The organism is Virgisporangium ochraceum (assembly GCF_016863655.1).
In the GTDB taxonomy this organism is placed as follows: Bacteria; Actinomycetota; Actinomycetes; order Mycobacteriales; family Micromonosporaceae; genus Virgisporangium; species Virgisporangium ochraceum.
This window is the reverse complement of record NZ_BOPH01000015.1, coordinates 66,636-89,346: the sequence shown is the minus strand read 5'-3', so window position 1 is coordinate 89,346 and position 22,711 is coordinate 66,636. Positions and strand designations below refer to the sequence as shown.

The 22,711-nt window shown below is 71.5% G+C and carries 18 protein-coding genes; 15 read left to right on the top strand and 3 right to left on the bottom strand.

Going from position 1 to position 22,711, the window contains the following annotated elements; translation table 11 throughout:
* Positions 1-29: 29 nt before the first annotated feature.
* Positions 30-410 (bottom strand): CBS domain-containing protein, encoded by a 381-nt coding sequence (locus tag Voc01_RS05180; protein WP_203926094.1) that lies wholly within the window; start codon positions 408-410, stop codon positions 30-32.
* A gap of 159 nt (positions 411-569) precedes the next feature.
* On the opposite strand from Voc01_RS05180, the gene Voc01_RS05175 reads away from it, so the two are divergent.
* From Voc01_RS05175 to Voc01_RS05165, 3 genes are read left to right on the top strand one after another with little or no spacing between them, the layout of a single operon-like run.
* Positions 570-2,006 carry a GuaB1 family IMP dehydrogenase-related protein gene (locus Voc01_RS05175; RefSeq protein ID WP_203926093.1) on the top strand — a complete coding sequence of 479 codons (1,437 nt, stop codon included), beginning with the start codon at positions 570-572 and terminating at the stop codon, positions 2,004-2,006.
* Positions 1,996-2,823: a hypothetical protein gene (locus Voc01_RS05170; RefSeq protein ID WP_203926092.1), complete on the top strand. Its 828-nt coding sequence runs from the start codon at positions 1,996-1,998 to the stop codon at positions 2,821-2,823. The genes Voc01_RS05175 and Voc01_RS05170 overlap by 11 nt, the downstream gene beginning before the upstream one ends.
* A gap of 13 nt (positions 2,824-2,836) precedes the next feature.
* Complete coding sequence (locus tag Voc01_RS05165) at positions 2,837-4,273, top strand: O-antigen ligase family protein (protein ID WP_203926091.1); 1,437 nt, start codon at positions 2,837-2,839, stop codon at positions 4,271-4,273.
* A 23-nt stretch (positions 4,274-4,296) separates the two neighbouring features.
* Here Voc01_RS05165 and Voc01_RS05160 read toward each other — a convergent pair whose 3' ends face one another.
* Complete coding sequence (locus Voc01_RS05160; protein WP_203926090.1) at positions 4,297-6,420, bottom strand: glycoside hydrolase family 2 protein; 2,124 nt, start codon at positions 6,418-6,420, stop codon at positions 4,297-4,299.
* Positions 6,421-6,521: 101 nt separating this feature from the next.
* On the opposite strand from Voc01_RS05160, the gene Voc01_RS05155 reads away from it, so the two are divergent.
* Positions 6,522-7,463: a glycosyltransferase family 2 protein gene (locus tag Voc01_RS05155; protein WP_203926089.1), complete on the top strand. Its 942-nt coding sequence runs from the start codon at positions 6,522-6,524 to the stop codon at positions 7,461-7,463.
* A 115-nt stretch (positions 7,464-7,578) separates the two neighbouring features.
* Positions 7,579-8,889 (top strand): MATE family efflux transporter, encoded by a 1,311-nt coding sequence (locus Voc01_RS05150; RefSeq protein WP_203926088.1) that lies wholly within the window; start codon positions 7,579-7,581, stop codon positions 8,887-8,889.
* 368 nt (positions 8,890-9,257) lie between these two features.
* On the opposite strand, the gene Voc01_RS05145 is transcribed toward Voc01_RS05150, so the two are convergent.
* The gene (locus tag Voc01_RS05145; RefSeq protein WP_203926087.1) at positions 9,258-10,403 is read right to left on the bottom strand and encodes a glycosyltransferase family 4 protein; all 1,146 of its coding nucleotides are present in this window, start codon (positions 10,401-10,403) and stop codon (positions 9,258-9,260) included.
* Between the two features lie 55 nt (positions 10,404-10,458).
* On the opposite strand from Voc01_RS05145, the gene Voc01_RS05140 reads away from it, so the two are divergent.
* The 10 genes from Voc01_RS05140 (at position 10,459) to Voc01_RS05095 (ending at position 22,665) form a co-directional block, all read left to right on the top strand.
* Positions 10,459-11,316 (top strand): Fpg/Nei family DNA glycosylase, encoded by an 858-nt coding sequence (locus Voc01_RS05140; protein ID WP_203926086.1) that lies wholly within the window; start codon positions 10,459-10,461, stop codon positions 11,314-11,316.
* An 11-nt stretch (positions 11,317-11,327) separates the two neighbouring features.
* Positions 11,328-12,800 carry a DUF2142 domain-containing protein gene (locus Voc01_RS05135; protein ID WP_203926085.1) on the top strand — a complete coding sequence of 491 codons (1,473 nt, stop codon included), beginning with the start codon at positions 11,328-11,330 and terminating at the stop codon, positions 12,798-12,800.
* 228 nt (positions 12,801-13,028) lie between these two features.
* Positions 13,029-14,537: a sugar transferase gene (locus Voc01_RS05130; RefSeq protein WP_203926084.1), complete on the top strand. Its 1,509-nt coding sequence runs from the start codon at positions 13,029-13,031 to the stop codon at positions 14,535-14,537.
* 62 nt (positions 14,538-14,599) lie between these two features.
* On the top strand, positions 14,600-15,814 hold the full coding sequence (locus tag Voc01_RS05125; RefSeq protein ID WP_239159965.1) for a sensor histidine kinase: 1,215 nt from the start codon (positions 14,600-14,602) through the stop codon (positions 15,812-15,814).
* Positions 15,815-15,921: 107 nt separating this feature from the next.
* Complete coding sequence (locus Voc01_RS05120) at positions 15,922-16,680, top strand: LytR/AlgR family response regulator transcription factor (protein ID WP_203926083.1); 759 nt, start codon at positions 15,922-15,924, stop codon at positions 16,678-16,680.
* Positions 16,681-16,970: 290 nt separating this feature from the next.
* Positions 16,971-17,660: a response regulator gene (locus tag Voc01_RS05115; protein ID WP_203926082.1), complete on the top strand. Its 690-nt coding sequence runs from the start codon at positions 16,971-16,973 to the stop codon at positions 17,658-17,660.
* Entirely contained in the window at positions 17,657-18,703 is a 1,047-nt protein-coding gene (locus Voc01_RS05110; RefSeq protein WP_239159961.1) for a HAMP domain-containing sensor histidine kinase, read from the top strand. The genes Voc01_RS05115 and Voc01_RS05110 overlap by 4 nt, the downstream gene beginning before the upstream one ends.
* Before the next feature lie 499 nt (positions 18,704-19,202).
* A complete protein-coding gene (locus tag Voc01_RS05105; protein ID WP_203926081.1) occupies positions 19,203-20,699 on the top strand; it encodes a DUF4153 domain-containing protein in 1,497 nt (498 codons plus the stop codon).
* A 92-nt stretch (positions 20,700-20,791) separates the two neighbouring features.
* A complete protein-coding gene (locus tag Voc01_RS05100; protein ID WP_203926080.1) occupies positions 20,792-21,205 on the top strand; it encodes a DUF485 domain-containing protein in 414 nt (137 codons plus the stop codon).
* Positions 21,202-22,665 (top strand): sodium/solute symporter, encoded by a 1,464-nt coding sequence (locus Voc01_RS05095; protein WP_203926079.1) that lies wholly within the window; start codon positions 21,202-21,204, stop codon positions 22,663-22,665. The genes Voc01_RS05100 and Voc01_RS05095 overlap by 4 nt, the downstream gene beginning before the upstream one ends.
* Positions 22,666-22,711: the final 46 nt, after the last annotated feature.

The window sequence follows — 22,711 nt, the reverse complement described above, 5'->3', positions numbered from 1 at the left end:
CGGCCCGGGAGCGCCCCGCGAGTGCATTGTCAGGCCGGGACGGGCACCCAGCAGCGCAGGATGTCGCGGACCGAGATGACACCCTGCACCTGGTTGTCGTCGAGCACGACGAGGTGCCGGAAGCCGCCGCGCACCATGGCCTGCGCGGCTTCCTCGATGGTCCAGGTGGGAGCGGCGTACACGACGTCCCAGGTGATGTGGTCGGCGGTCTCCTCGGTGTCGGGGTCGAGCCCACGTCCGAGGGCGTTGAGGATGTCGCGCTCGGTGATGATGCCGAGGCCTTCACTGTCGGGATCGTGCACGACGGCCGAGCCCACCTTGCGCTCGGACATCAGTTCGGCGGCCTGCCGGAGCGTGTGCCCCGGCCCGACCTGGAGCACGGTTTTGCTCATCGCCTCGTGAACCAGCATGGCGCACCCCACTTCGATGTGACCGCGCCGGGAGGAGCGCGGCGGTGGACGCACAGTACGGACATCCTCACGGGCCGGTCGGCATGTCACAAGTGCTGCGGGCGGCCCGGGTGCGGAATTGAGCCGTAAGTGTCCCGGCACGTGGAAATACTGGGGGTCATGCGCTTTCTGTACGACTCACCGCCGCCGTACGACCTCACCTTCGACGACGTGTTCATGGTTCCGGGTCGATCCGCCATCGACTCCCGCTACGCCGTCGACCTCGCCGCCAGGGACGGGTCGGGCACGACGATCCCGCTCGTGGTGGCGAACATGACCGCCGTGGCCGGCCGCCGCATGGCCGAGACCGTCGCCCGGCGTGGCGGTATCACGGTCATCCCGCAGGACATCCCGATCGACGTGGTGGCCGAGGTGGTGTCCTGGGTCAAGGAGCGGCACCTCGTGCACGACACGCCGATCACGTTGGGCCGCACCGACACCGTCTCCGACGCCCTCGCGCTGCTGCCCAAGCGCGCGCACGGCGCCCTGGTGGTGGTCGAGGACGGCCGGCCGGTCGGCGTGGTCACCGAGCGCGACTGCCTCGACGTCGACCGCTTCACCCAGCTCGGCCAGGTGATGACCCGGTCGCCGTTCACGTTGCCGGCCGAGATCACGCCCGAGGACGCGTTCAACCGGCTGACCGCCGCCCACCACCAGCTCGCGCCGGTGGTCGACCGCAACGGTCAGCTGCAGGGCGTGCTGACCCGCAAGGGCGCGCTGCGGGCCACCCTCTACAAGCCGGCGGTCGACGCCGAGGGCCGGCTCCGGGTCGGCGCCGCCATCGGCGTCACCGGCGACGTCGCCGGACGGGCCGACAAGCTGCTCGCCGCGGGCGTCGACCTGCTCGTCGTCGACACCGCGCACGGCCACCAGGAGCGCATGATCCGCGCGCTCCAGGCGGTCACCCGGTTGAAGCCCACGGTGCCGGTGGCGGCCGGCAACGTGGTCACCGCCGCCGGCGTGCGTGACCTCGTCGAGGCCGGCGCGAGCATCGTCAAGGTCGGCGTGGGTCCGGGCGCGATGTGCACCACCCGGATGATGACCGGCGTGGGCCGGCCGCAGTTCTCCGCGGTGCTCGAATGCGCCGCCGAGGCCCGGCGGCTCGGAGCGCACGCGTGGGCCGACGGCGGGGTCCGCAACCCGCGCGACGTCGCGCTGGCACTCGCGGCCGGGGCGTCGAACGTCATGGTGGGGTCGTGGCTCGCCGGTACGCACGAGTCGCCCGGCGACCCGATGCGCGACCCCGACGGCCGCATCTACAAGGAGAGCTTCGGGATGGCCTCGGCCCGCGCGGTGCACCGGCGCACCGCGGAGGACACCGCGTACGAGCGGGCCCGCAAGGCCCTGTTCGAGGAGGGCATCTCCACCGGACGGATGTACCTCGACCCGCGGCGTCCCGGGGTAGAGGACATCATCGATGCTATGGTCGCCGGCGTCCGCAGCGCGTGCACCTACGCCGGCGCCGCCGACCTCACCGAGTTCGCGGAGCGGGCGGTGGTCGGCGTACAGAGCCAGGCCGGATACAACGAAGGGAAGCCTTTGCCGGATGGATGGTGAGGCTCGCACCGCATCGCGATGGCCGCTGGTGTTCGGTGGCGTGGTCGCGTTCGGCCTGCTGGTCACGGCGAGCGGGCTGGTTCTCGCCTCGGTTCCGGTCACCGTGCAGGGCGTGTGCCTCACCGTGGCCGGCCTGATCGGGTTGGTGCTCACCGGGCTGCGTGGCGTGCCGGTCCGCGGCCGCCTGCCGTACCCGGTTCCGTGGACGCTGACGGCCGGCGCGCTGGTCCTGGTGGCGACAGCGGTCGAGAGCGCACGGAGTTCGCCGTCCCCGTGGGCGCCGCTCGGCCTGCTGGTCGGCGTCGCGCTGCTCGGCATCCCGGTCCGGGCGCTGCCCCCCGCGCCCCGTCCGCGTGCCACCGTGGCGCTCGTGCTGGTCGGGCTGGTGCTGATGGTCGGTTACGAAGTCCTGCAGCACCTCCTCTCGCCGGAGCCCGGCGACCTGCCGTCGTACCTGGCGGCGGTCGGGATGCCGTTGGCCGCGGCGGTCGCGGCCGGCGCGCTGGCCGTGCTGGCCGCCACCCGGGGCCCGGCCGCCCGGGCCGCCGCCGCCGGTGGCCTGGTGCTGGTGTCGGCCGGGCTGTTCCTGGCCGAGGCGGCGGGCAACCACTGGTGGCTCCGGCAGACGCTCCCCGGCTATCCGACCGGCAACACCGGGGTCGCGTTCATCGCGGTGCAGACCTCCAGCGCCTACGAGAGTTCGGCGTCGTTCAGCTTCGGGCCGCCGACCGACGTGACGACGGTGCTCCTCGTGCTCGGGCTCGCGCTCACGGTCGCCGGATGGTGGTGGGCGGCGGTACGCCGGCGCGCCGGATAGGGTGCACGCCATCATGATGGGACGCATCAGGCATTGGTGGGTCGCCGCCGGTGTGGTAGTCGTCGCGCTGGGTGCGGCTGCCACCGAACTGGCGGTCGACGACGGTTTCGGGTCCGCCCTCAAGGCGTTCGTCGCCGGTGCGCTCGCCGCGCTGGTCGCGGTGCTCGCGCTGACGCTGCCGGGCGTCGACTGGCGCGGTCTGCTGCTCGGCGCCTTCTTCATCGGCTCGGGCGTCGCGGCGTGGGTGTTCATGGACGAGCCGCTCGTCATCTGGGCGTTGATCGGGGTCCAGGGCGTCTTCTGCCTGATCTGGGGCTGGCCGTACCTGTCGAACCTCCGCGAGGGCGTCAGGCTCGGCGCCACCTGGCTGGGCGTCGCGTACTGGGTGCTCGGCGTCATCGGCGCGCTGCTGGTGTTCGACGTCGGGGTCACGGCGCAGCGGGTCGCCTATGCCGGTATCGCCGGGCTCGCCGTCGCTGCGGTGGTCGGGCTCGTGCGCAGCGGCGCCGACCTCACGGTCGGCATCGTCGCGGCGTTCCTGTTCGCGCTCGCGGCGCTGCTGCTGTCGGGCTCGGGCAACCTGTTCGAGACCGTGCACACCGTGCCGCCGGGCAAGTGGGGCGCCAGCTTCGAGGGCCGGTTCTGGGGCGGCGAGTACCTGCTGTACCACCCGAACGCGTTGGCCGGGCTGGCGGTCATGGTCGCCATCCGCGTGGGTCCCGACAAGCTGTTCGCCGCGTGGCAGCGGCTCGCGGTGACGGCGCTGGCCGGCTTCATGGTGTACGCGACCAACTCGCGCACCGCGTTCGTGCTGCTGGTCGCCGGCGGCGGGCTGCACGCGGTGATGCTGTGGTGGCGCCGCCGCCGGGACATCCCGGGCCTGCCCGACTACGGCGACACCCGGCGCACGCTCGTCGCGGCCGCGGTTCCGTTCCTGGTGCTGGCTCTGGTGCTGATCGTGTCGGGCGGGCAGGGCTTCATCTTCAAGGAGCGGTACGGCAGCGGCGGGGTCACCAGCGGCCGCGTCGACACGTGGAAGTTCGTCGTGGACGAGTGGAAGGCCGCGCCGGTCACCGACAAGCTCTTCGGCGACACGAAGACGGCGCGGGCCGTGGTGGAACGGCCGGGCGGCGAGGGGCTGCTGCTACCCACCGACAGTTCGGCGGTCGGGTCGCTACGCCGCGGGGGAGTGCTCGGCGTCGTCGCGTTCCTGTTCGGGCTCGCGCTGCTGCTGTGGCACGGCCTCGCCTGGGTCATCCGCCGCGGACCGCCGGCACCGGCTTGGTTCGCGATGGCCGCTATCGCGTCTGTGCCGACGTTGGCCCTCAACGACTGGCTGCTGGGTGGCACGGGCGGAACGTTCTGGATCCTGCTGCTCGCCGGCGAGGCGTACCTACTGGCCAGGCGTCAGGCTGTGCTTCCGAAATCCCGCACAAGAGCCGCAGCGTAACCGCTTCCGCTTCGCTGCAGCGGTCACGCTGCGTCCCAGGAGACCGTATCCGTGTAGGCCTGCCCGCCGCGGGTGCCGCTGACCTCGACGGTGTTCTTTCCGGCGGTGAGGGTCACCGGCCAGGTGTAGACGCCCGGCGTCACGGTGGTGGCCTGGCCGGCGGAGACGCCGTTGATCGTCAGCGTCACGTCGGGCAGGGTGCTGTAGACCTTCACCGTCGTGGGGCCGGCCGTGCGGTTCGTCCACCGCTTGCTGGTGATGTGGGCGAACGGCGCGTCGGTCCACACCGCCTTGTAGAAGTAGAACGCGTCCTTGCGGACCTTCCGGTCGTACGTCACCAGGCCCTTGTCGTTGCGGCCCGCGGTGTCGCCCTCGGCCCGCATGTCGGCGGCGAAGTCGAACATGTTCCAGACGAACGTGCCCCACAGGTACGGCCGGGCCGCGATCTGCGCCCAGTACCGCTCGTGGAAGAACGACTGGTATTCCTCCGGATGCCAGGTGCCGCCGGCGGCCGGCGGGGTGATGCCGGCGTCGTGCTGGTTCACGCTGGCGCCGGCGCCGTACTCGCTCAACCCGACCGGACGGTTCGGGTGGGTCGTGCGCACGTTGTCGAGGAACGGGCCGAGCTGGTCGCAGTTGCCGTAGTACCAACCGAAGTAGCGGTTGTAGCCGGCCGCGACCGCGTGCTTGTCGAGCCCGCCGTTGATGTGCACCTGCGCGTGCGCGTAGGCCGACCAGCGGGTCGGGTCCTCCTCGACGACGAGCTTGGCGAGCTTGTCGAGCACCACGTTGGTCGGCGGGTCGTCGACCTGCTGCTCGTTGCCGATGCCCCAGAACACCACCGACGGGTGGTTGTAGTTCTGCCGGATCATCTCGCGGATCTGCTGCTCGACGTTCGAGGTGAACGCGTCGCCCAACGTGATGTGCTCGACCAGCGGGATCTCCGTCCACACCAGGTAGCCGCGCTGGTCGGCGAGCGTGTAGACGGTCTGGCTCTGCTGGTAGTGGGCGGTGCGCAACGCGTTGACGCCCATCTCGTCCATGAGGTCGAAGTCGGCGGTCTCGTCGGCGGCAGACACCGCCCAGCCCTTGTCGATCCGGTCCTGGTGCCGGTTGACGCCGTGCAGCGGGTGCCGCTTGCCGTTGAGGATCAGGCCGTTCGCGGCGTCGAGGGCGATCGTGCGCAGGCCGAGCGGCTCGGTGACGACGTCGGTCACCGTGCCCGTGTCGGCGTCGATCACCTCGGCGCTGGCCTTGTAGAGGTACGGGTCGGACCTGCCGTTCCAGCGGTGCGGCTTCGGGATCTCCACCGTGCGCACCACGCGCGCGAGGCCGCCGGCTGGCACCGTCACGTCGTCACCCGACGCCGTTGCCACCGGAGCGCCCGTCGCGTCCGCGACGAGCGCGCGCACGGCGACCTGGCGGGTGGTGGCGCTGCTGTTGCGCACGAGCGTGGTGACCTCGACGGTCGCCGACTGGTCGGTGAGCGCGCGCTGCTTCAGGTAGACGCCGGGACCGGCGTGGTCGAGCGGGTCGATCGACAGCGGATCGGTGACCCACAGCCCCACGCCGCGGTACAGGCCGCCGAAGACGGTGAAGTCGCCGTTGAGCGGCGCGACGTTCTTGTTGAGCGAGTTGTCGACCCGCACGGAGATGACGTTGTCGGCACCGGGCTTCAGCGCGTCGGTGACGTCGAACCGGAACCGCGCGAACCCGCCCTCGTGCTGTCCGACGTGACGGCCGTTGACCCACACCTCGGTGACCAGGCTCGCGCCGTCGAACTGCAGGTACACGCGACGACCGGCGTACCCGGCCGGCGCCGTGTAGTGACGGCGGTACCAGCCCGCGCCGCGCTCGTAGTTGTTGCCGCCGTCCTGGCCGTCCTTGCCGTTCCAGGTGTGCGGCACGTCGACCTGGCTCCACGAGCCGTCGTCGAACTTCGGTTGAGCCGCGTCCGGTACGTCGCCGAAGTGGAACCGCCAGCCCGCGTCGAGGCTGACCCACTTGCGGGTCGGCCCGGTGGGCAGCCACACCCCGGCCGGTGACTGGCCCAGGACGGACGGTGCCGCGGCGGCGAGCCCTGCAGCGAGGACCACGAGGCACGTCGCTACGACCAGGGCACCGTGCAGGCGCAGCCGATTCGGCATCAACCGTCCTTTTATGAGTTGTGTCGCTGAACTATACGGATGGACGCTGACGGTGGTAGCGCAGGTTGCCCGTTCGGCGGCCGAAGGTACGGTCTTGCGTCATGGTGTCCAGTCCCGACGTCACCGTCGTCATACCGACGCTCAACCGACCCGAACTGGTGACACGAGCGGTCCGCAGTGTGCTCGACCAGACACTCCGGAACCTCGAGGTGGTCGTGGTCGTCGACGGTCCCGACGAGGCGACCCACAAGGCGCTCGCGGCGCTGGGCGACGACCGGCTGCGGGTCCAGGAGCAGCCGCGACGCGGCGGGGCGCCGGCGGCGCGCAACGCCGGCGTCCGCGCCGCGCGCGGTGAGTTCGTGGCGTTCCTCGACGACGACGACGAGTGGCTGCCCGGCAAGCTCCAGGCCCAGGTCGACCTCGCGCGCGGCGGGAAGGTCGCGACGCCGATCGTCATCACCCGGCTGTTCGTGCGCACGCCCCGCACCGAGTTCGTGCTTCCCCGGCGGCTGCCCGACCCGGGTGAGCCGATCAGCGAGTGGCTCACGGTGCGTAAGGGCCCGTTCCACGGCGACGGCTTCATCCAGACCTCGACGATCATGGCACCCACGGCCCTCTTGAAGGAGGTGCCGTTCAAGGAGGACCTGCGGCGGCTCCAGGAGATGGACTGGTCGCTGCGGGCACTCGACCGCGACGGTGTCGACCTGCTGATCGTCGATGAGCCGCTGGTGGTCTGGTACGCCGACGAGAACCGGCCGCGGATCAGCGACGACGCTCCCATCCGGGCGTCGCTGGCCTGGCTGCGCGGCGTGCGGCCGCTGGTGACCAGGCGCGCCTACGCCGCCCTGGCGATGACGCAGGTCAGCTCGATGGCGGCGCAGAGTCACAGCCCGAAGGTGTTCGGCACGCTGCTGTACGAGTCGGTGCGGCACGGGCGTCCCGGCGTGCGCGACGTCGTCACGTTTGCCCAGATCTGGCTCGTTCCGACCCGACTGCGCCGGATCGTCCGGGACAAGCTCATCGCTCGCCGTGGGGGCCACTGATCAACCACCTCCTCCGTCACACACGCACCAGGAGTAACGGGGGTTGTCGGCGGCCGGGCACGGGCTACGCCGGTCCGCCGACCCCCATCGTGCTACCTCGGGATAGGTTGCGGCGGTGAAATTGCTGCGCCGCCGCGGAGCCCGGCTGGTCGGAGCCGGCCTTGCCGACCAGGTCGTGGTGGCGCTCGCGAACGCCGGCAACAGCCTGGTGGCGCTGCTCCTGCTGCCCGACACGGGCCGGGCCGGCGTGCTCGTGCTCGCGCTGGCCGTCGGCTACGCGGCGGTGTCGCTCAACCGGGCGTTCGTGGGCGAGGTGCTGCTGGCCCTGGCGGCCCGGTTCGAGCCGGCCGACCGGGCCCGGCTGATCCGCGACGGGCTGGCCGCGGCGCTGGTCACCGGGCTGCTGACCGCGCTCGTGCTGGTGGTGGTGCGCCTCCTGGCGAGCGCCGACCTGCGCGACCTGGGCTGGATCGCGCTGGTGATCCCGGTGGTGATGCTGCAGGACACGGCGCGGTTCTCGCTGCTCGCGCAGGCCCGCCAGCAGCAGGCGCTGCTCAACGACATCGGGCTCGTCGTGGTGCAGGCCGCGGCGGTGGTCACGCTCGCGGTCACCCACCATGTGACCGCCGGAGGGCTGGTCCTGTGCTGGGGACTGGGCGCGCTGGCCGGCTACACGGGCTATGTCCTGCGCGGCGGTCCGCTGCCCTGGCGGGGTGACCCGAGGCGCTGGCCGGCGCAGACCCGGCGCCTGGCCGGCTGGTTCACGGCGACGGCCGTGGTCGGTCAGGTGCACACGCTGCTGGTGACGTTCCTGATCGGTGTGGGCCTGTCGACGGGTGCGGTGGCGCTGTTCCGGCTGGTGCAGGTCACGGTGCTGCAGCCGGTGCAGAACTTCAACCAGGCGGTCACGAGCCTGCTGGTGCCCCGGTTGAGCAGGGCCGCGGTGATGGCGAAGGAGCAGGTCAACGTCCAGCTCCGGAAGATCATGACACCGCTCCTCGTGCTCGCCGTCGCGCTGGTGCTGGTGGGCGGACTGCTGGCCCAGGTGGTCTTCCCGCTGGTCCCGAAGTACGAGGACGCCGCTCCGTTGGCCTGGCCGGTGCTGCTGCAGGCGGCGATCTATCTGCTGCAGGCGCCGGTGCTGGCGGCGCTGCGTGGCATGCACCGCGGCCCGCTGCAGTTCCTGCAGTACGTGGTGTTCGCGGTGGCGAGCGTGGCCGGACTGGCGATCGGCGCCGCGACCGGTGAACTGCTCACGGCGGCCTGGGGCCTGGTGGCGGGTACGTTGGTCGGCTTCGCGACGGCCCTGCTCCTCTACCGCCGCGCCCTGCGCCGCGACCCGGCCGGCCGCCGCGCCCCCCGCCCGGTCCGCCGCCCGAAACGCCGCCTGCCGAGGCCCCCCGCCCGCCAACACACACCCGCGTAACGCCCGCCCGCACCGGCCACCACCCGCGCCGACTAGCACACCCGCGCCCGCCTGCGCCGGCCAGCTCCCCCCGCCCGACGTCCATCCGCGCCGCCAGCACGCCCCGGCCCGACGCCCTCCACGCGCCGGTCAGCACGCCCCGGCCTGACGCCCCGCCCGCGCCGATCTTGCAGTTGTGGCCGCCCCTTTGTCGCACTTTTTAGCGCTTTGTCGGGGGCCACAAGTGCAAGATCGGCGCGGGAGTGGGGGCGGTGGCGCGGAGACGGTGGCGCGGAGACGGTGGCGCGGAGACGGTGGCGCGGAGACGGTGGCGCGGAGACGGTGGTGCGGGAGAGGGTGCGGGGGAGCGGTGGCGCGGGAGAGGGGCGTCAGCGGCGGCCCGCCAGGTCGGCGTACAGGGCGACCAGCGCCTTCGTACCCACCGCCGGCGTGAAGGTCGACTCGTACCGCGCCCTCGCCCGGGTGCTCACCGCCGCGGCCGTGGCCGGGTCGGCGAGGTCGGTGGCGGCGGCCGACAGGCCCTTCGCGAAGTCGGCGGGCGGCACGATCCAGCCGGCGTCGCCCACCACCCAGGGGATGCCGCCCATCGAGGTGCCGAGCACCGGGCGTCCCGCGGCAAGGGCCTCGATCGCGATCGTCGGGAGGACGTCGGCCCACAGGGAGGCCACGATCACGGCCGCCGAGGCGTCGAACGCGGCACGCATCCCGGACCGGTCCAGCGGCCCGAGGTACTCGACGTCGGAGCGTCCCTCGATGAGGCCCCGCAGCGGCCCGTCCCCCGCGACGCGGAGCGTGCCGAACGACGGCGACCACGCGTCCAGCAGCAGCTTGACGCCCTTCTCCTCGACCAGCCGGGCCGCGTACAGGAAGCCCGAGCCCAGCGGCGAAACCGGCCCCGGGTCGGCCAGCGAGTTCGGCTTCACCACGATCCGCTCGGAGGGCACCCCGAAGTCGCGCAGGTGGTCGGCGATGGCCGACGTCAGCGCGACGTACCGGTCGACGCCCCGCCAGGTCCCCCGGTGGGCCGCGAGCGTCGCGGCCATGATCGCGCTCTGCGGCCGGGACCCGCGATAACAGGCGTGCCGAACCGCCGGCCAGCCGAACCGCCGCCCCCGGCACTCGGTGCAGAGCCCGCCGTCGCGGAAGTACGTGCCCGGTGCGCACACCTGGCGGTAGTTGTGCACGGTCTGCACCACCGGCACTCCGCGCTTCTGCGCCACCCGCACCACCCAGGGTGACAGCAGCGGATACGGGTTGTGCAGGTGGAGAACGTCGGGCCGTTCGTGGTCGATGAGCGTCGCGAGGTCGCGCGCCGTCCAGCGGTTGTACAGAGGTGACGCGGGGAGCAGGGCTTTCTGCACCGCCGGCAGCGTCGCGATGTCGTCCGAGGCACGGATGAACGGCAGCACGGTGAGCCCTTCGGCCCGCAGTTGCTCGATCTCGGCGTCGACGATGACGTTCTCGCCCGACGGCGCGCCGCTGGCGTAGCGGTTGTGCGCGATGACGACCTTCATGGCACCTTCCCGGCGTTCATGGCGCCTTGCCGGCGATCGGCGGCAAGATGGAACCATGCCTGAGCTGCCCGAGGTCGAGGCCCTGGCCGACTTCATCCGGGAACGCGCCGCCGGCCACACCATCGACCGCGTCGATGTGTCGGCGATCAGCGCGCTGAAGACCTACGACCCCCCCGTCACCGCGCTGCACGGAAAGAAGATCACCGGTGCGGGCCGGCAAGGGAAGTTCCTCGACATCGAAACAGAAGGCGATCTGCACCTGGTGATCCATCTGGCTCGGGCAGGGTGGCTGCATTACCGGGACTCCCTGGGCACGACCCCGCTCAAACCCGGCAAGGGGCCGATCGCGCTGCGGGTGCGCCTCGACGACGGCTCCGGGTTCGACCTTACCGAGGCCGGTACGCAGAAGAAGCTGGCGGTCTACCTGGTGACCGACCCGCGTCTGGTACCGGGCGTGGCGAAACTGGGTCCCGACGCGTTGAAAGCCTCCCCGGAGGAGTTCGCCGCCGCGTTGCGCAGCAAGAACGGGCAGGTGAAGGGCGTGCTCACCGAACAGTCGATCATCAGCGGCGTGGGCAACGCGTACTCCGACGAGATCCTGCACGCGGCGAAGCTGTCGCCGTTCGCGCTCACGAACAAGCTCCCCGACGAGGCGATGGCGCGGCTGTACGAGGCGACCCAGAAGGTGCTCACCGACGCGGTGACCCGGTCGGTCGGGCAGCAGGCGGCCAAGCTCAAGGGCGAGAAGCGGTCGGGGCTGGCCGTGCACGCCCGCACGGGCCTGCCGTGCCCGGTCTGCGGCGACACGGTGCGCGAGGTGTCGTTCTACGACTCCAGCCTCCAGTACTGCCCGACCTGCCAGACCAACGGCAAACCGCTCGCCGATCGACGCCTTTCGCGTCTGGTCAAGTAACCTCAGCGCCCGTGCGGCGCATCTTCCTGCTGGCGTTTGCCGGTTTCCTCCTGCTTGCCGGCGCCTGGGCCGGCGCCCTGCCGGCGAACGGCACCTACGACGAGAGCCAGCACATCGTGCGGGCGTACGCGGCGGTCGACGGCCAGTGGCGGCCGCACGGCCCGAACCGGCAGAGCTACAAGATCCCGGCGACGCTGCTGCCGTCCGATCCGGAGTGCATGCGCGAGAGCGACGACCCGAAGCCGGCGACGTGCCTGGTGGCGCGTCCTTCCTCGCCGGCCGAGGTGTCCGTCGAGACGTACGTGGCCCGGTACAACCCGGTCTACTACCTCGCCGTCGGGCTGCCGTTGAAGCTATCGCCCGATCTCACCGGGATCGTGATGAGCCGGTTGCTCTCCGCGTTGCTGTGCGCGTTGATGCTGGGGGCGTCGGTGTGGTTGGCCGTGCTCGCCGGACGTCGCCTGCTGGCGGCGGCGGTGGTGCTCGTCGCGACGCCGATGGTGGTGAACCTCGCCGGCTCGCTCAACCCGAACGGCATGGAGATCTGCGCGGCGGTGCTGCTGTTCACGAGCCTGCTGTGTCGGGAAGCGCACAGAACGGCGCTCGTCTGGGCGGGGGTGGCCGCATTCGCGCTCATCACTGTGCGCCACATCGGTCCTGTACTCATAGTGATAGATCTTGCGGCGGTGGCGCTGTTCGTCGGGGTGTGGGCATTGCGACGGGACCTGCGGGGCTGGCTCGGCGGGGGAGTGCTGGCCGGTCTCGTGGTCTTCGGCGCGTGGGTCCTGGCCGCCCGCTCGCCGGTGGGTGCGGGTCCGGGCTCCGCGTCCGACCTGGGCGTCGGTGGGATCGTCCGCGGGCTGTTCGCGCACCGGTTCGAGTTCTACATCAAGCAGATCGTCGGCCAGTTCGGCTACGGAGAGACCACGATCTCACCGCTGGCGATCCTGTACTGGTACGGGCTGGTGGCGGTGATCGTCGTGCCGGCGCTGTGGTTCGCGACGTGGCGGGCGCGGTCGGTCATCGTCGGCCTGGTCGCGGCCGGCTTCGGGATGCTGGTGGCGCTGGAGTTCTACTTCGTGCCGAAGGCGAACTGGTTCTCGCACGGACGGTACGCGTTGCCGATCCTCGTGGGCGCGGTGCTGATCGCCGCGTTCGTCCTCGACGGGCAGCCCTTTGCCACACGGTTGCCGTCGCGGTTGCCGCGGTGGCTGCCCCGCTGGTTGCCCGTGATACTCGTCGCGGCGACCGCGCCGGTGCATCTGTACGCGCTCGTGCGGGTGCTGTCGCGATACCGGGTGAACATCGAAACGAGTTTTTCTCCGTTCGGTGGAGGCTGGTCGCCGCCGGTGAATGCGAGTGTGGTGTTGCTTTCGTTGCTGGTGGGGGTGGGTTTGCTGGTCTGGACCACGCTTCCTGTCACTGACAGTGACGAAACTGGGACGGACATCCGGGACTCGACACGCACAGTGCCGGCCGATTAGGGTCGGCCAGTCGTCACCGGAGTGCGTGCGAGACATGGCACACTCGACTTTGTTTTCGTACAGAGGGCGCCGTGAACGCAATGCCGCCGCAGTGGCGTATTGGAAGCCGGGTTGGACCTCGGGTTGGACCTTGTGGCCACCGGCCGCTATGCGGGAATACGGGGAGGACGCAAGTTCGTGACGACCAGCCTCCACCGTCCGAGTGCGTCACAGCGACGAAATGCCGCCATGCAACCCTCGCTTGACAGTTTCGAGATCATCCCCGACCGGCCGCTGCAGACCAGTGGCGTGCCGAGGTCGGGCTGGGGGCGCGTCCGGCCCGCGTCCACCTGGCACCGGGTCTACCTGGTCGCCCTGGTCTTCCTCGACTTCGTCGGATCCATGGTCGCCAACCTGATCTCGGTGAATCTGTTCCCGAACAAGGCCGGCTCCGACCTGATCAGCCCGGAGTTCCTCGACCTGCTCACGCTGGTGCTGCTGCCGGTGGGGTGGGTGATCGTGCTCTGGGGGCACGGCGCGTACGACCGCCGCTACCTCGGTGTCGGCACCGACGAGTTCAAGCGGGTGGTCCGCGGGTCGTGGACCATCGTGGCCGTGGTCGCGTTCCTCGCGTTCGCGAACCAGCGCGACCTCTCCCGGATGTCGGTCGGCGTCGCCCTGCTCGGCGGGCTGACCTGCATCCTGCTGCTGCGTTTCCTGGCCCGCTCGGTGCTGCACCTGCTGCGTCACCGCGCCGGAATCGCCACGCACCGCATGGTGCTCGTCGGCACGCTGCCGGAGGCGCTCGAGGTCTACAACGCGATCACCCGGAACCCGGCCGCGGGTCTGCTGCCGGTCGCGATAGCGCTCACCGAGGGCTACACCACCGGGAACGGACGGCCGACGCCGGTGCCGGTCTACGCCGGTCGTGACGTCGCGTCGCTGGTCGCCGAGTACAGCGCCGACACGATCGCGGTCTGCGGAGGAGCCACCGGTTCGGAACCCGGCGAGCTTCGCCGGCTCGCCTGGCAGCTCGAGGGCACCGGCGTCGACCTCGTCGTGGCACCCCAGCTCACCGACATCGCCGGTCCGCGCGTGCACATCCGTCCCGTCGAAGGTCTTCCGCTCCTGTACGTGGAAGAGCCGAAGATCTCGGGCATCGGCTGGCTGACGAAGAACTTCCTCGACCGGCTGATCGCGCTCCTCGGACTGATCGTGCTCACTCCGGTGTTCGTGGCGATCGCGATCGCGATCCGGCTCTCCGACAAGGGTCCGATCTTCTTCCGGCAGGCCCGCACCGGGCGTGAGGGCCAGACGTTCCGGGTGTGGAAGTTCCGCACCATGTACACCGACGCCGAGGACCGTCTCGCCGAGATGAAGGATCTCAACGAGAGCGACGGTCTGCTGTTCAAGATCAAGACGAACGACCCGCGGGTGTTCCCGGCCGGCCGCTTCCTGCGGGCGTCGTCGATGGACGAGCTTCCGCAGCTGATCAACGTGCTGATGGGTGAGATGTCGCTGGTCGGGCCGCGTCCGCTGCCCGCCGACGACGGCGACTTCCTCGGTGACGTGCGCCGCCGCCTCCTGGTGCGTCCGGGTATCACCGGCCTGTGGCAGGTGAGTGGCCGCTCCGACCTGTCGTGGGACGACGCCGTGCGGCTCGACCTGTACTACGTCGACAACTGGTCGCTGGTGCTCGACCTGCACATCCTCTGGCGCACGATCGGCGTGGTGCTGCGGAGCAAGGGCGCCTACTGATCCCGGGACCGCCGATCCTGGAAAGGCCGCTCCTCTTCCGGTGATCGCGTGGTAGCGGCAGTATCGGGGCCGTGACCGCCACCCTCGCCGTGATCGCACTGCTGGCCGCGCTGATCGGCGCGGTCTACGCGGTGGTGCGGATGCGCAGCCGTCGGGGGATCGCCACCGCGGCGCAGCGGGCCACCTACGAGGTCCTGCACATCGCGGGTCTCGCGGCGGAGCCGCTGCGTGCCGGTCTCACCGACGCGGCCGCCGCGAAGGCGGTGCGTCACCTGCGCACGCTCACCGGCGCGGTGGGTCTCGCGATCGGCGACGGTCGCCGTCTGCTCGCCTACGACGGCGTCGGCGAGCACCACAAGGAGCAGGTGGCGGCCGCCGCCGCCAAGGTCGTGGCCTCGGGCCGGTCGACCGTGCTGGGCCATCCCGACCTCGCCTGCGACCGCATCGACTGCGAGGTGCGCGGTGCGGTCGTGGTGCCGCTCGAGCCGCCGGAGGCGGCGGAGGCGCCCCGGCCGGGTGCGCTGGTGGCGTTGTCCGCCGGTCCGGTGGCGCCGGGTCTGGTGCAGGCCACCATGGAGACGGCTGCCTGGGTCTCGGCACAGCTCGCCCACGCGGCCCTCGACACGTCCCGGTCGCGGCTGGCGCGTGCGGAGCTGCGCGCGTTGCGCGCTCAGATCAGTCCCCATTTCATTTACAACGCCCTCACCGCGATCGCGAGCTTCGTGCGTACGGACCCCGAGCTCGCGCGGGAGCTGATCCTCGAGTTCGCGGAGTTCACCCGGTACTCGTTCCGCGCTCACGGCGACTTCACCACGCTGGCGGAGGAGTTGCGTTCGATAGACAGGTATCTCACCATCGAGCGGGCCCGGTTCGGCGAGCGGCTCCAGGTGCGGCTGCAGATCGCCCCCGAGGTCCTGCCGGTGGGCCTGCCGTTCCTGTGCCTGCAGCCGTTGGTCGAGAACGCCGTCCGGCACGGGCTGTCGCGCAAACCGGGGGTGGGAACGCTGAGCATCGAGGCGCGTGACGCCGGTGCCGAGTGCCACATCACGGTCGAAGACGACGGGGTCGGCATGGATCCGGTGGTTCTGCACGGTCGTGACGGTGAAGACGCCACCGACGCCGGTCAGCACGTCGGCCTGTCGAACGTCGACGATCGACTCCGGTCGGTGTTCGGCGACGCGTTCGGTCTCGTCGTGGAGACGGCGCCCGGCGCGGGTACGAAGGTCAGCGTGCGGATCCCGAAGTTCCACCCGGCGGTGCGTGCCCGTGCCGCCTAAGGGTCTAATCATGTTCATGTTCGGATGGCCCGGATGAGGGAGCGTCAGCGAGCGAATCATCGACTCAGCGCCCGCGAAAGCATCGCGGAGCGGAGCGGAGCGATCGCATGAGCGCCTTCCTGCGGATCCTCGCGGTCGACGACGAGCCGCCCGCGCTCGACGAGCTCGCCTACCTCCTGCGCGCTGACCGCCGGGTGGCCCGCGTGTACACGGCCAACGACGCCACCGAGGCCCTACGCGTCCTCCGTGACACCGACATCGACGTGGTCTACCTCGACATCCGCATGCCCGGCCTCGACGGAATGGAGCTGGCCCGCGTCCTGGGCCGCTTCGCCAAGCCGCCGGCGGTCGTCTTCGTCACCGCCTACGACGACCGGGCCGCCGAGGCATTCGACCTGGGCGTCACCGACTACGTACGCAAACCCGTACAGACCGACCGGATCGCCGAGTCCCTCCGCCGGGTGCTGGCTGCCCGTCTGGTGCCTCAACACCCGTCGGTCCAGGCCAACCGCGAACGCGAAGACGATCCCACCATCCCGGTCGAGCTGGCCGGCACCACGCGCCTGCTCCCGCGAAGCTCCGTCCGCTGGGTCGAAGCCCAGGGCGACTACGCCCGCCTCCACACCGCCGACGGTTCCCACCTGGTCCGCGTAGCGCTGGCCACTCTGGCCGAACGCTGGGCCGACGCCGGTTTCGTGCGAATCCACCGCTCCTACCTGGTGCAACTCGGCCTGATCACCGAGTTGCGCCTCTCGAACGGCGGCTACGTGGTCAGCATCGACGGCCGGGAGCTCCCGGTGAGCCGCCGCCACACGAGGGAACTCAAGGACCGCCTGGTACGCGCCGCCAAACAGAACTGGCGCTGAACCCCTCCCCACTCCCGCCAGGTCCGCCCGGTCCCCGGCCACTCCACCACCGCCCCCCGCCGCCGCACCGCCGCGATCTTGGACACTTGTGCATCGAATCCGATGAACGAGCGTCCAAGATCGAGGCGGGGGCGCGAGGGGGCGCCGAACAGCAGGCCCCGAAAGCTGGCGCAAGATTGGCGCAACCCCCACGCCATCCCCAGCCCTTTACCGGGCAGGGCAAGCTGGATCCACCAAACCTTCACAAGTTGCGCAACGTCGGCTCACGTCGAATCAATAAGGTGCTCACCATGGATGACAGGCGTCGGGTACTCGTGGTCGAAGACGAGCGCACCATCGCCGAAGCCGTGGCCGCCCGCCTCCGGGCCGAGGGGTTCGCGGTCGAGGTCGTGCACGATGGGCCTTCGGCCGTGCAGACGGCGCGCAGCACGCGTCCCGACCTGATCATTCTCGACATCATGCTGCCCGGCTTCGACGGGCTCGAAGTGTGCCGGCGCATCCAGGCGGAACGGCCCGTGCCGGTGATCATGCTGACCGCCCGGGACGACGAGACCGACCTGCTCGTGGGACTCGCCGTCGGCGCCGACGACTACCTCACCAAGCCGTTCTCGCTGCGCGAGCTCACCGCCAGGGTGCACGCGGTGCTCCGGCGCATGGAGAAGGCCACGCTCGCCACCGCCGACGCGCCACCGCCCATCCTCGTGGGCGACCTGGAGATCAACCGGGCCGAGCGCAGGGTGCGCCGGGCCGGGGTCGAGGCCCACCTCACCCCGACCGAGTTCGACCTCCTCGTACACCTTGCCCGGCGGCCACGGGCGGTGCTGCCCCGCGAACGGCTGCTCGCCGAGATCTGGGGCTGGGCCGACGCGTCGGGCACCCGCACCGTCGACAGTCACATCAAGGCGCTGCGCCGCAAGCTCGGCTCCGACCTCATCCGCACCGTGCACGGAGTGGGCTACGCGCTGGAGGCGCAGCCGTGACCGGCCCCCGACGGGTCGCCGGACGGCCGGCGCAGTCGTTCTGGGACGCCCTGCCCCGCCCCCTCGACTCGATCCGGTCGATCAAGCTGAAGCTCGGTGTCCTGCTGTTCGCCTCGGGAGGCGCCGGTTTCGCCGTTTTCGTCTACGGCACCAACTACTACTTTCCCTGGCGCACGGCGCTCACCGGCTTCCTGGTCGCGCTCGCGACGTCACAGATCGTCGCGCACGGCATGACGTCGCCGCTGCGGGAGATGACCGCCAACGCCCGCGCCATGGCCAAGGGCGACTACAGCCGCCGGGTGCGCGCCACGTCGCGCGACGAGGTGGGACAGCTGGCCGTCGCGTTCAACTCGATGGCCGAGGACCTCGAGGCGGCCGACCGGCAGCGCCGCGAGCTGATCGCCAACGTGTCGCACGAGCTGCGCACGCCGATCACCGCGTTGCAGGCGGTACTGGAGAACATCATCGACGGCGTCGCCGACCCCGACACGCTGAAGACCGCCCTCGGCCAGACCGAGCGGCTCGGCCGGCTGGTCACCGAACTGCTCGACCTGTCACGCATCGACGCCGGCGTGCTGCCGCTGCACCGCGCGCCGGTGGCCCTGAACGACCTCGTCGACGAGGTCATGGCCGAGGTGCACGTGTCGGCGGTCGCGGCCGGCCGCGACGTGCGGCTCGAAAGCTCGGTGCCGGCCGGCGCGGTCGTCTACGCCGACCGCGGCCGGCTGCACCAGGTGCTGGTCAACCTGCTCGACAACGCCGTACGGCACAGCCCACCCAACAGCCCGGTCACGGTCGACGCCGAGGTCGGGCCGGGCGGCTGCGCCATCGAGGTCCGCGACCGGGGGCCGGGCATCGCGCCGGCCGACCGCGAGCGGGTCTTCGAGCGCTTCACCCGCGGCGGCCGCCCGTCCGGCGGCGGCACCGGCCTCGGCCTCGCCATCGCGCAGTGGGTGGTGGAACTGCACGGAGGAACGATCGCGGTACTCGACTCGTCCGTCGGGTGCCGAATCCGCGTAACCCTGCCCGCCGCCGAAAGCTGAACCGGCGGGCCGTCAAAGGAGTGGCGTCGTGGACCCCAAAGTTGATCTTGAAAAGATCACAGGCAAAGGCGATGAGACGCACGTTCCGGCGGGCCCCGTACGGCGGGTCGGTCGACGAACCGTCGTCCGCCGCCAGACCCGCCGGACGCCCAGCCGTCCATGGACGTCTCCGGACGCCCAGCCTGGGCCGGAACAGCCACCGCCACCGCGGTCGGCACAGGCCGAGACACCGGCACCCCCACCTGCGGCACCGCCCCCCACGCCCCGCCAGCCCATTCCAGGAAACCCACTGCCCCCGAACCGGCCGGTCCAGCCAGGGCAAACCCAGCCAGGGCAAACCCAGCCAGGGCAGGCCCGGCCAGGGCAGACCCAGACACGGCAGACCCAGACACGGCCGGCGCGACCGCAGGGGGCCGGCTTGCCGCCGGTCCCATCCCAGCCGCCGCCCCCGCGGGCGGCGCCCGCGCGCCCCGGGACCGCGCCGTATCCGGTTACGCCTATGCACGGCACCGTCCTCGTGCCGCGTCCCACGTTCTTCAGCCGGTACTGGCCGAGGCCCGACACCCCGGCCAGCGGAGCGGCGATCGTCGCCGCCGTGGCGGTCGCGGTGACCGCCGGTGCCGCCCTCACCGTCAGCCGGCCCGGACTCGGGTGGCTGCTGCTGGGCCTGGTCGCCGCGGCCGGCACCACGTTCGTGCTCCGGGCCGAAGGGGTCCGACTGTCACGGCGCCGCATCGTCTGGGGACTGGCAGCACTGGCGCTCCTGGGGGTCGGCACGATCCGGTCCGCCGGCTGGTTGTTCGCTCTGTGCGTCCCGGTGGCTCTTGCCTGTGGCGGCCTCGCGCTCGGCGGCGGCCGCACCACGCGCGGCCTGTTCGCGGGAGCGGCGGCCGTGCCGTTCGCGACGATGCGCTCACTGTTCTGGTGGCTGGAGGGGGTCGACCGGTTACGCAAGCGCAACGAGGGCGGCCGACCGGTGCGCCTGCTCGCCGCGGTCGGGGTGGGTATCGCGCTGCTGGTCGTGTTCGGTGCGCTGTTCGCCAGCGCCGACCCGTCGTTCGCCCGGATCCTGGGGCAGGTGATGCCCAGCGTCGAGGGCGCCGGGTTCCTCGGCGCGGTCGCCCGGGTGGTGATCTTCGGCTGGGGCGCGATCGGCGCGGTCTACCTGGCCACGCGTCCGCCGACGTTCGACCGCGTGGCGGAAGGCGGCGGAACGCCGGTGCGCCGCCTCGAGTGGCTCGTGCCGATCGTGCTGCTCGACCTGCTGTTCGCGGCGTTCGTCGCCGTGCAGTTCCGCAACTGGTTCGGCGGCGACGAGTACGTGCGGGAGACCGCCGGCCTCACCTACGCCGAGTACGCCCGCGGCGGGTTCTGGCAGCTCACGGTCGTCACGGTGCTGACGCTCGGCGTCCTGGCGGTCGCGGCCCGCAAGGCACCCCGGTGCGACGGCGGCGACCGCGCGGCGATGCGGACCGGCCTGGGCCTGCTGGCCGGGCTGGCGCTGGTGGTGGTCGCCTCGGCGCTGGCGCGGATGGCCGCGTACGAAGACGCCTACGGCCTCACCCGGTTGCGGCTGCTCGTCGCGGCGTGCGAGGTGTGGTTCGGGCTGATCTTCCTGCTCGTGCTCGCCAACGGCGTGCGGCTGCGGCCGCTCGGTCGTCGCAAGGGCGGCTGGCTGCAGGCAACGGCGTTCGGTACCGGGGTCGCGCTGCTGCTCGTCCTCTCGGTGCTGAACCCCGACCGGATGATCGCCGACCGCAACATCGACCGTTTCCAGGCGACCGGCAAGATCGACGCCACCTACCTGGAAACGCTGTCGCCCGACGCCGCGCCCGCGATCGACCGGCTGCCCGAGCCGATGCGCACCTGCGCGCTCCGGGAGATCGTCCGCCAACTGCGGGCCGACGGCGACACCTGGTCCGAGTACAACCGGAGCCGGCGCGCCGCGCTCGCCCTCCCGCTGAACCCCCGCGCGGTCTGCTCGAACTATCACTGAGCACGTCGGGCCGCCTGCGCGCGACAGCCGTCGCGGCCCGCCTCACGCACTACCGGTTGTCGTTGGCGGCGGCGTGGGCGAGGATGCGTCGCATGGCCGCCGCCGATCCGGCCCCTTCGTCCACGCCGCCCACGTCCGATCCGCCGCCACCCGAACGGGTTCGCGTCGTGCTCGCAGACGCCGCCCGGGCCCGCCGTGGTGGACAGGTGCGCGCCGAGCTCGCCGAGCAGAGCGGGGTGGGCGAGGCCCTGGTCACCGGGTTGATGCGGGCACAGCTCGGGCTCGCGTTGCGGCTGGCCGTCGTGGTGGCCATCGGGCTGGGTGGGTTGCCGCTGCTGTTCGCCGTGGCGCCGGCGGTCGCCGGAGCGCGGCTGTTCGGGGTCCCGTTGCCGTGGCTGCTTCTGGGGCTGGTGGCCTATCCGTTCCTGTTCGTGGTGGGCGCCGCGTACGTCTGGCTCTCCGAGCGCACCGAACGCGAGTTCGCCGACCTGGTCGACCGCACGTGAACCACTACGCCCTCCCGGCGGTCGTGCTGGTCACGCTCGCCACGGTGGCGATCGGCGCCTACGGGCTGCGGCTGGCGCGCACCACGTCGGACTTCCTAGTGGCCTCACGGGCCGTGAGCCCCCGCTGGAACGCCGCCGCGATCTCGGGGGAGTACCTCAGCGCGGCGAGCTTTCTCGGCGTCGCCGGCCTGGTGCTCAAGGACGGCGTCGACGTGCTCTGGTACCCCGTCGGCTTCGCCGCCGGGTACCTGGCGCTGCTGCTGTTCGTCGCCGCGCCGCTGCGCCGGTCCGGCGCCTTCACACTGCCCGACTTCTGCGAGGTGCGGCTCGGCTCCCGCCGGCTGCGCAAGCTTGCCACGGTGTTCGTGCTGTTCATCGGCTGGCTGTACCTGGTGCCCCAGCTCCAGGGCGCCGGCCTCACGTTGTTCACCATCGCCGGCGCGCCGTACTGGGTCGGCGTGCTGCTGGTCGGCGGCGTCGTCACCGGTCACGTCGCCCTGGGCGGCATGCGGGCGATCACGTTCGTGCAGGCCTTCCAGTACTGGCTGAAGCTCACCGCGCTGGCCCTGCCGGCGATGTTCCTCTTCGGCCAGTGGCGCGGAGACGGCCAGCCGCCGGTGTCCTTCGACCCCGACTGGCTCCTGCCCGACGCCGACGGAATGTTCGGCACCTACTCGCTGATCCTCGCGACGTTCCTCGGAACGATGGGGCTGCCCCACGTCCTCGTGCGCTTCTACACGAACTCCGACGGCGCCGCCGCCCGCCGCACGACGCTGGTGGTGCTGGGACTGGTGGGCCTGTTCTACCTGTTCCCCGCGCTGTACGGAGCACTCGGCCGGGTCTACACGCCGGAGCTGGTCGAGTCCGGACGCACCGACACCGTGGTGCTGGTGCTGCCCGAGGCCGCGCTCGGCCCGGGTACCGTCGGCGAGCTGCTCGGCGCCCTGGTGGCGGCGGGTGCGTTCGCCGCATTCCTGTCGACGTCGAGCGGCCTGCTGACCTCGGTTGCCGGCGTGCTGTCGACCGACGTGCTGGGCCGCGGCTCGGTCCGCGACTTCCGGCTGGCCGCGATCGTGGCCGGGGTCGTGCCGTCGGTGCTGGCGCTGCGCATCCCCGGCCTGGACGTGTCGACGGTGGTGGGGCTGGCGTTCGCGGTGGCCGCGTCGAGCTTCTGCCCGCTGCTGGTGCTGGGGATCTGGTGGCGCCGCCTGACCGCGCCGGGCGCCGCGGCGGGCATCATCGCCGGCGGCGGCGCCGCGGTGGGCGCCGTGTTGTGGACCGTGGTGGGCATACCCGCCCCCGACTGGGCCGAGCCACTGGTGGCGCAGCCCGCCGCGTGGACGGTGCCGCTCTCGTTCACCGTGATGATCCTGGTATCGCTGGCGACCAGGCACCGCGTCCCCGACGGGGTGGGCGCGATCATGCTCCGCCTGCACGCCCCCGACTCGCTGCGCCTCTGACCCGCGCTCCGCGCCGGACGACCCCGCGCTCCGCGCCGGACGACCC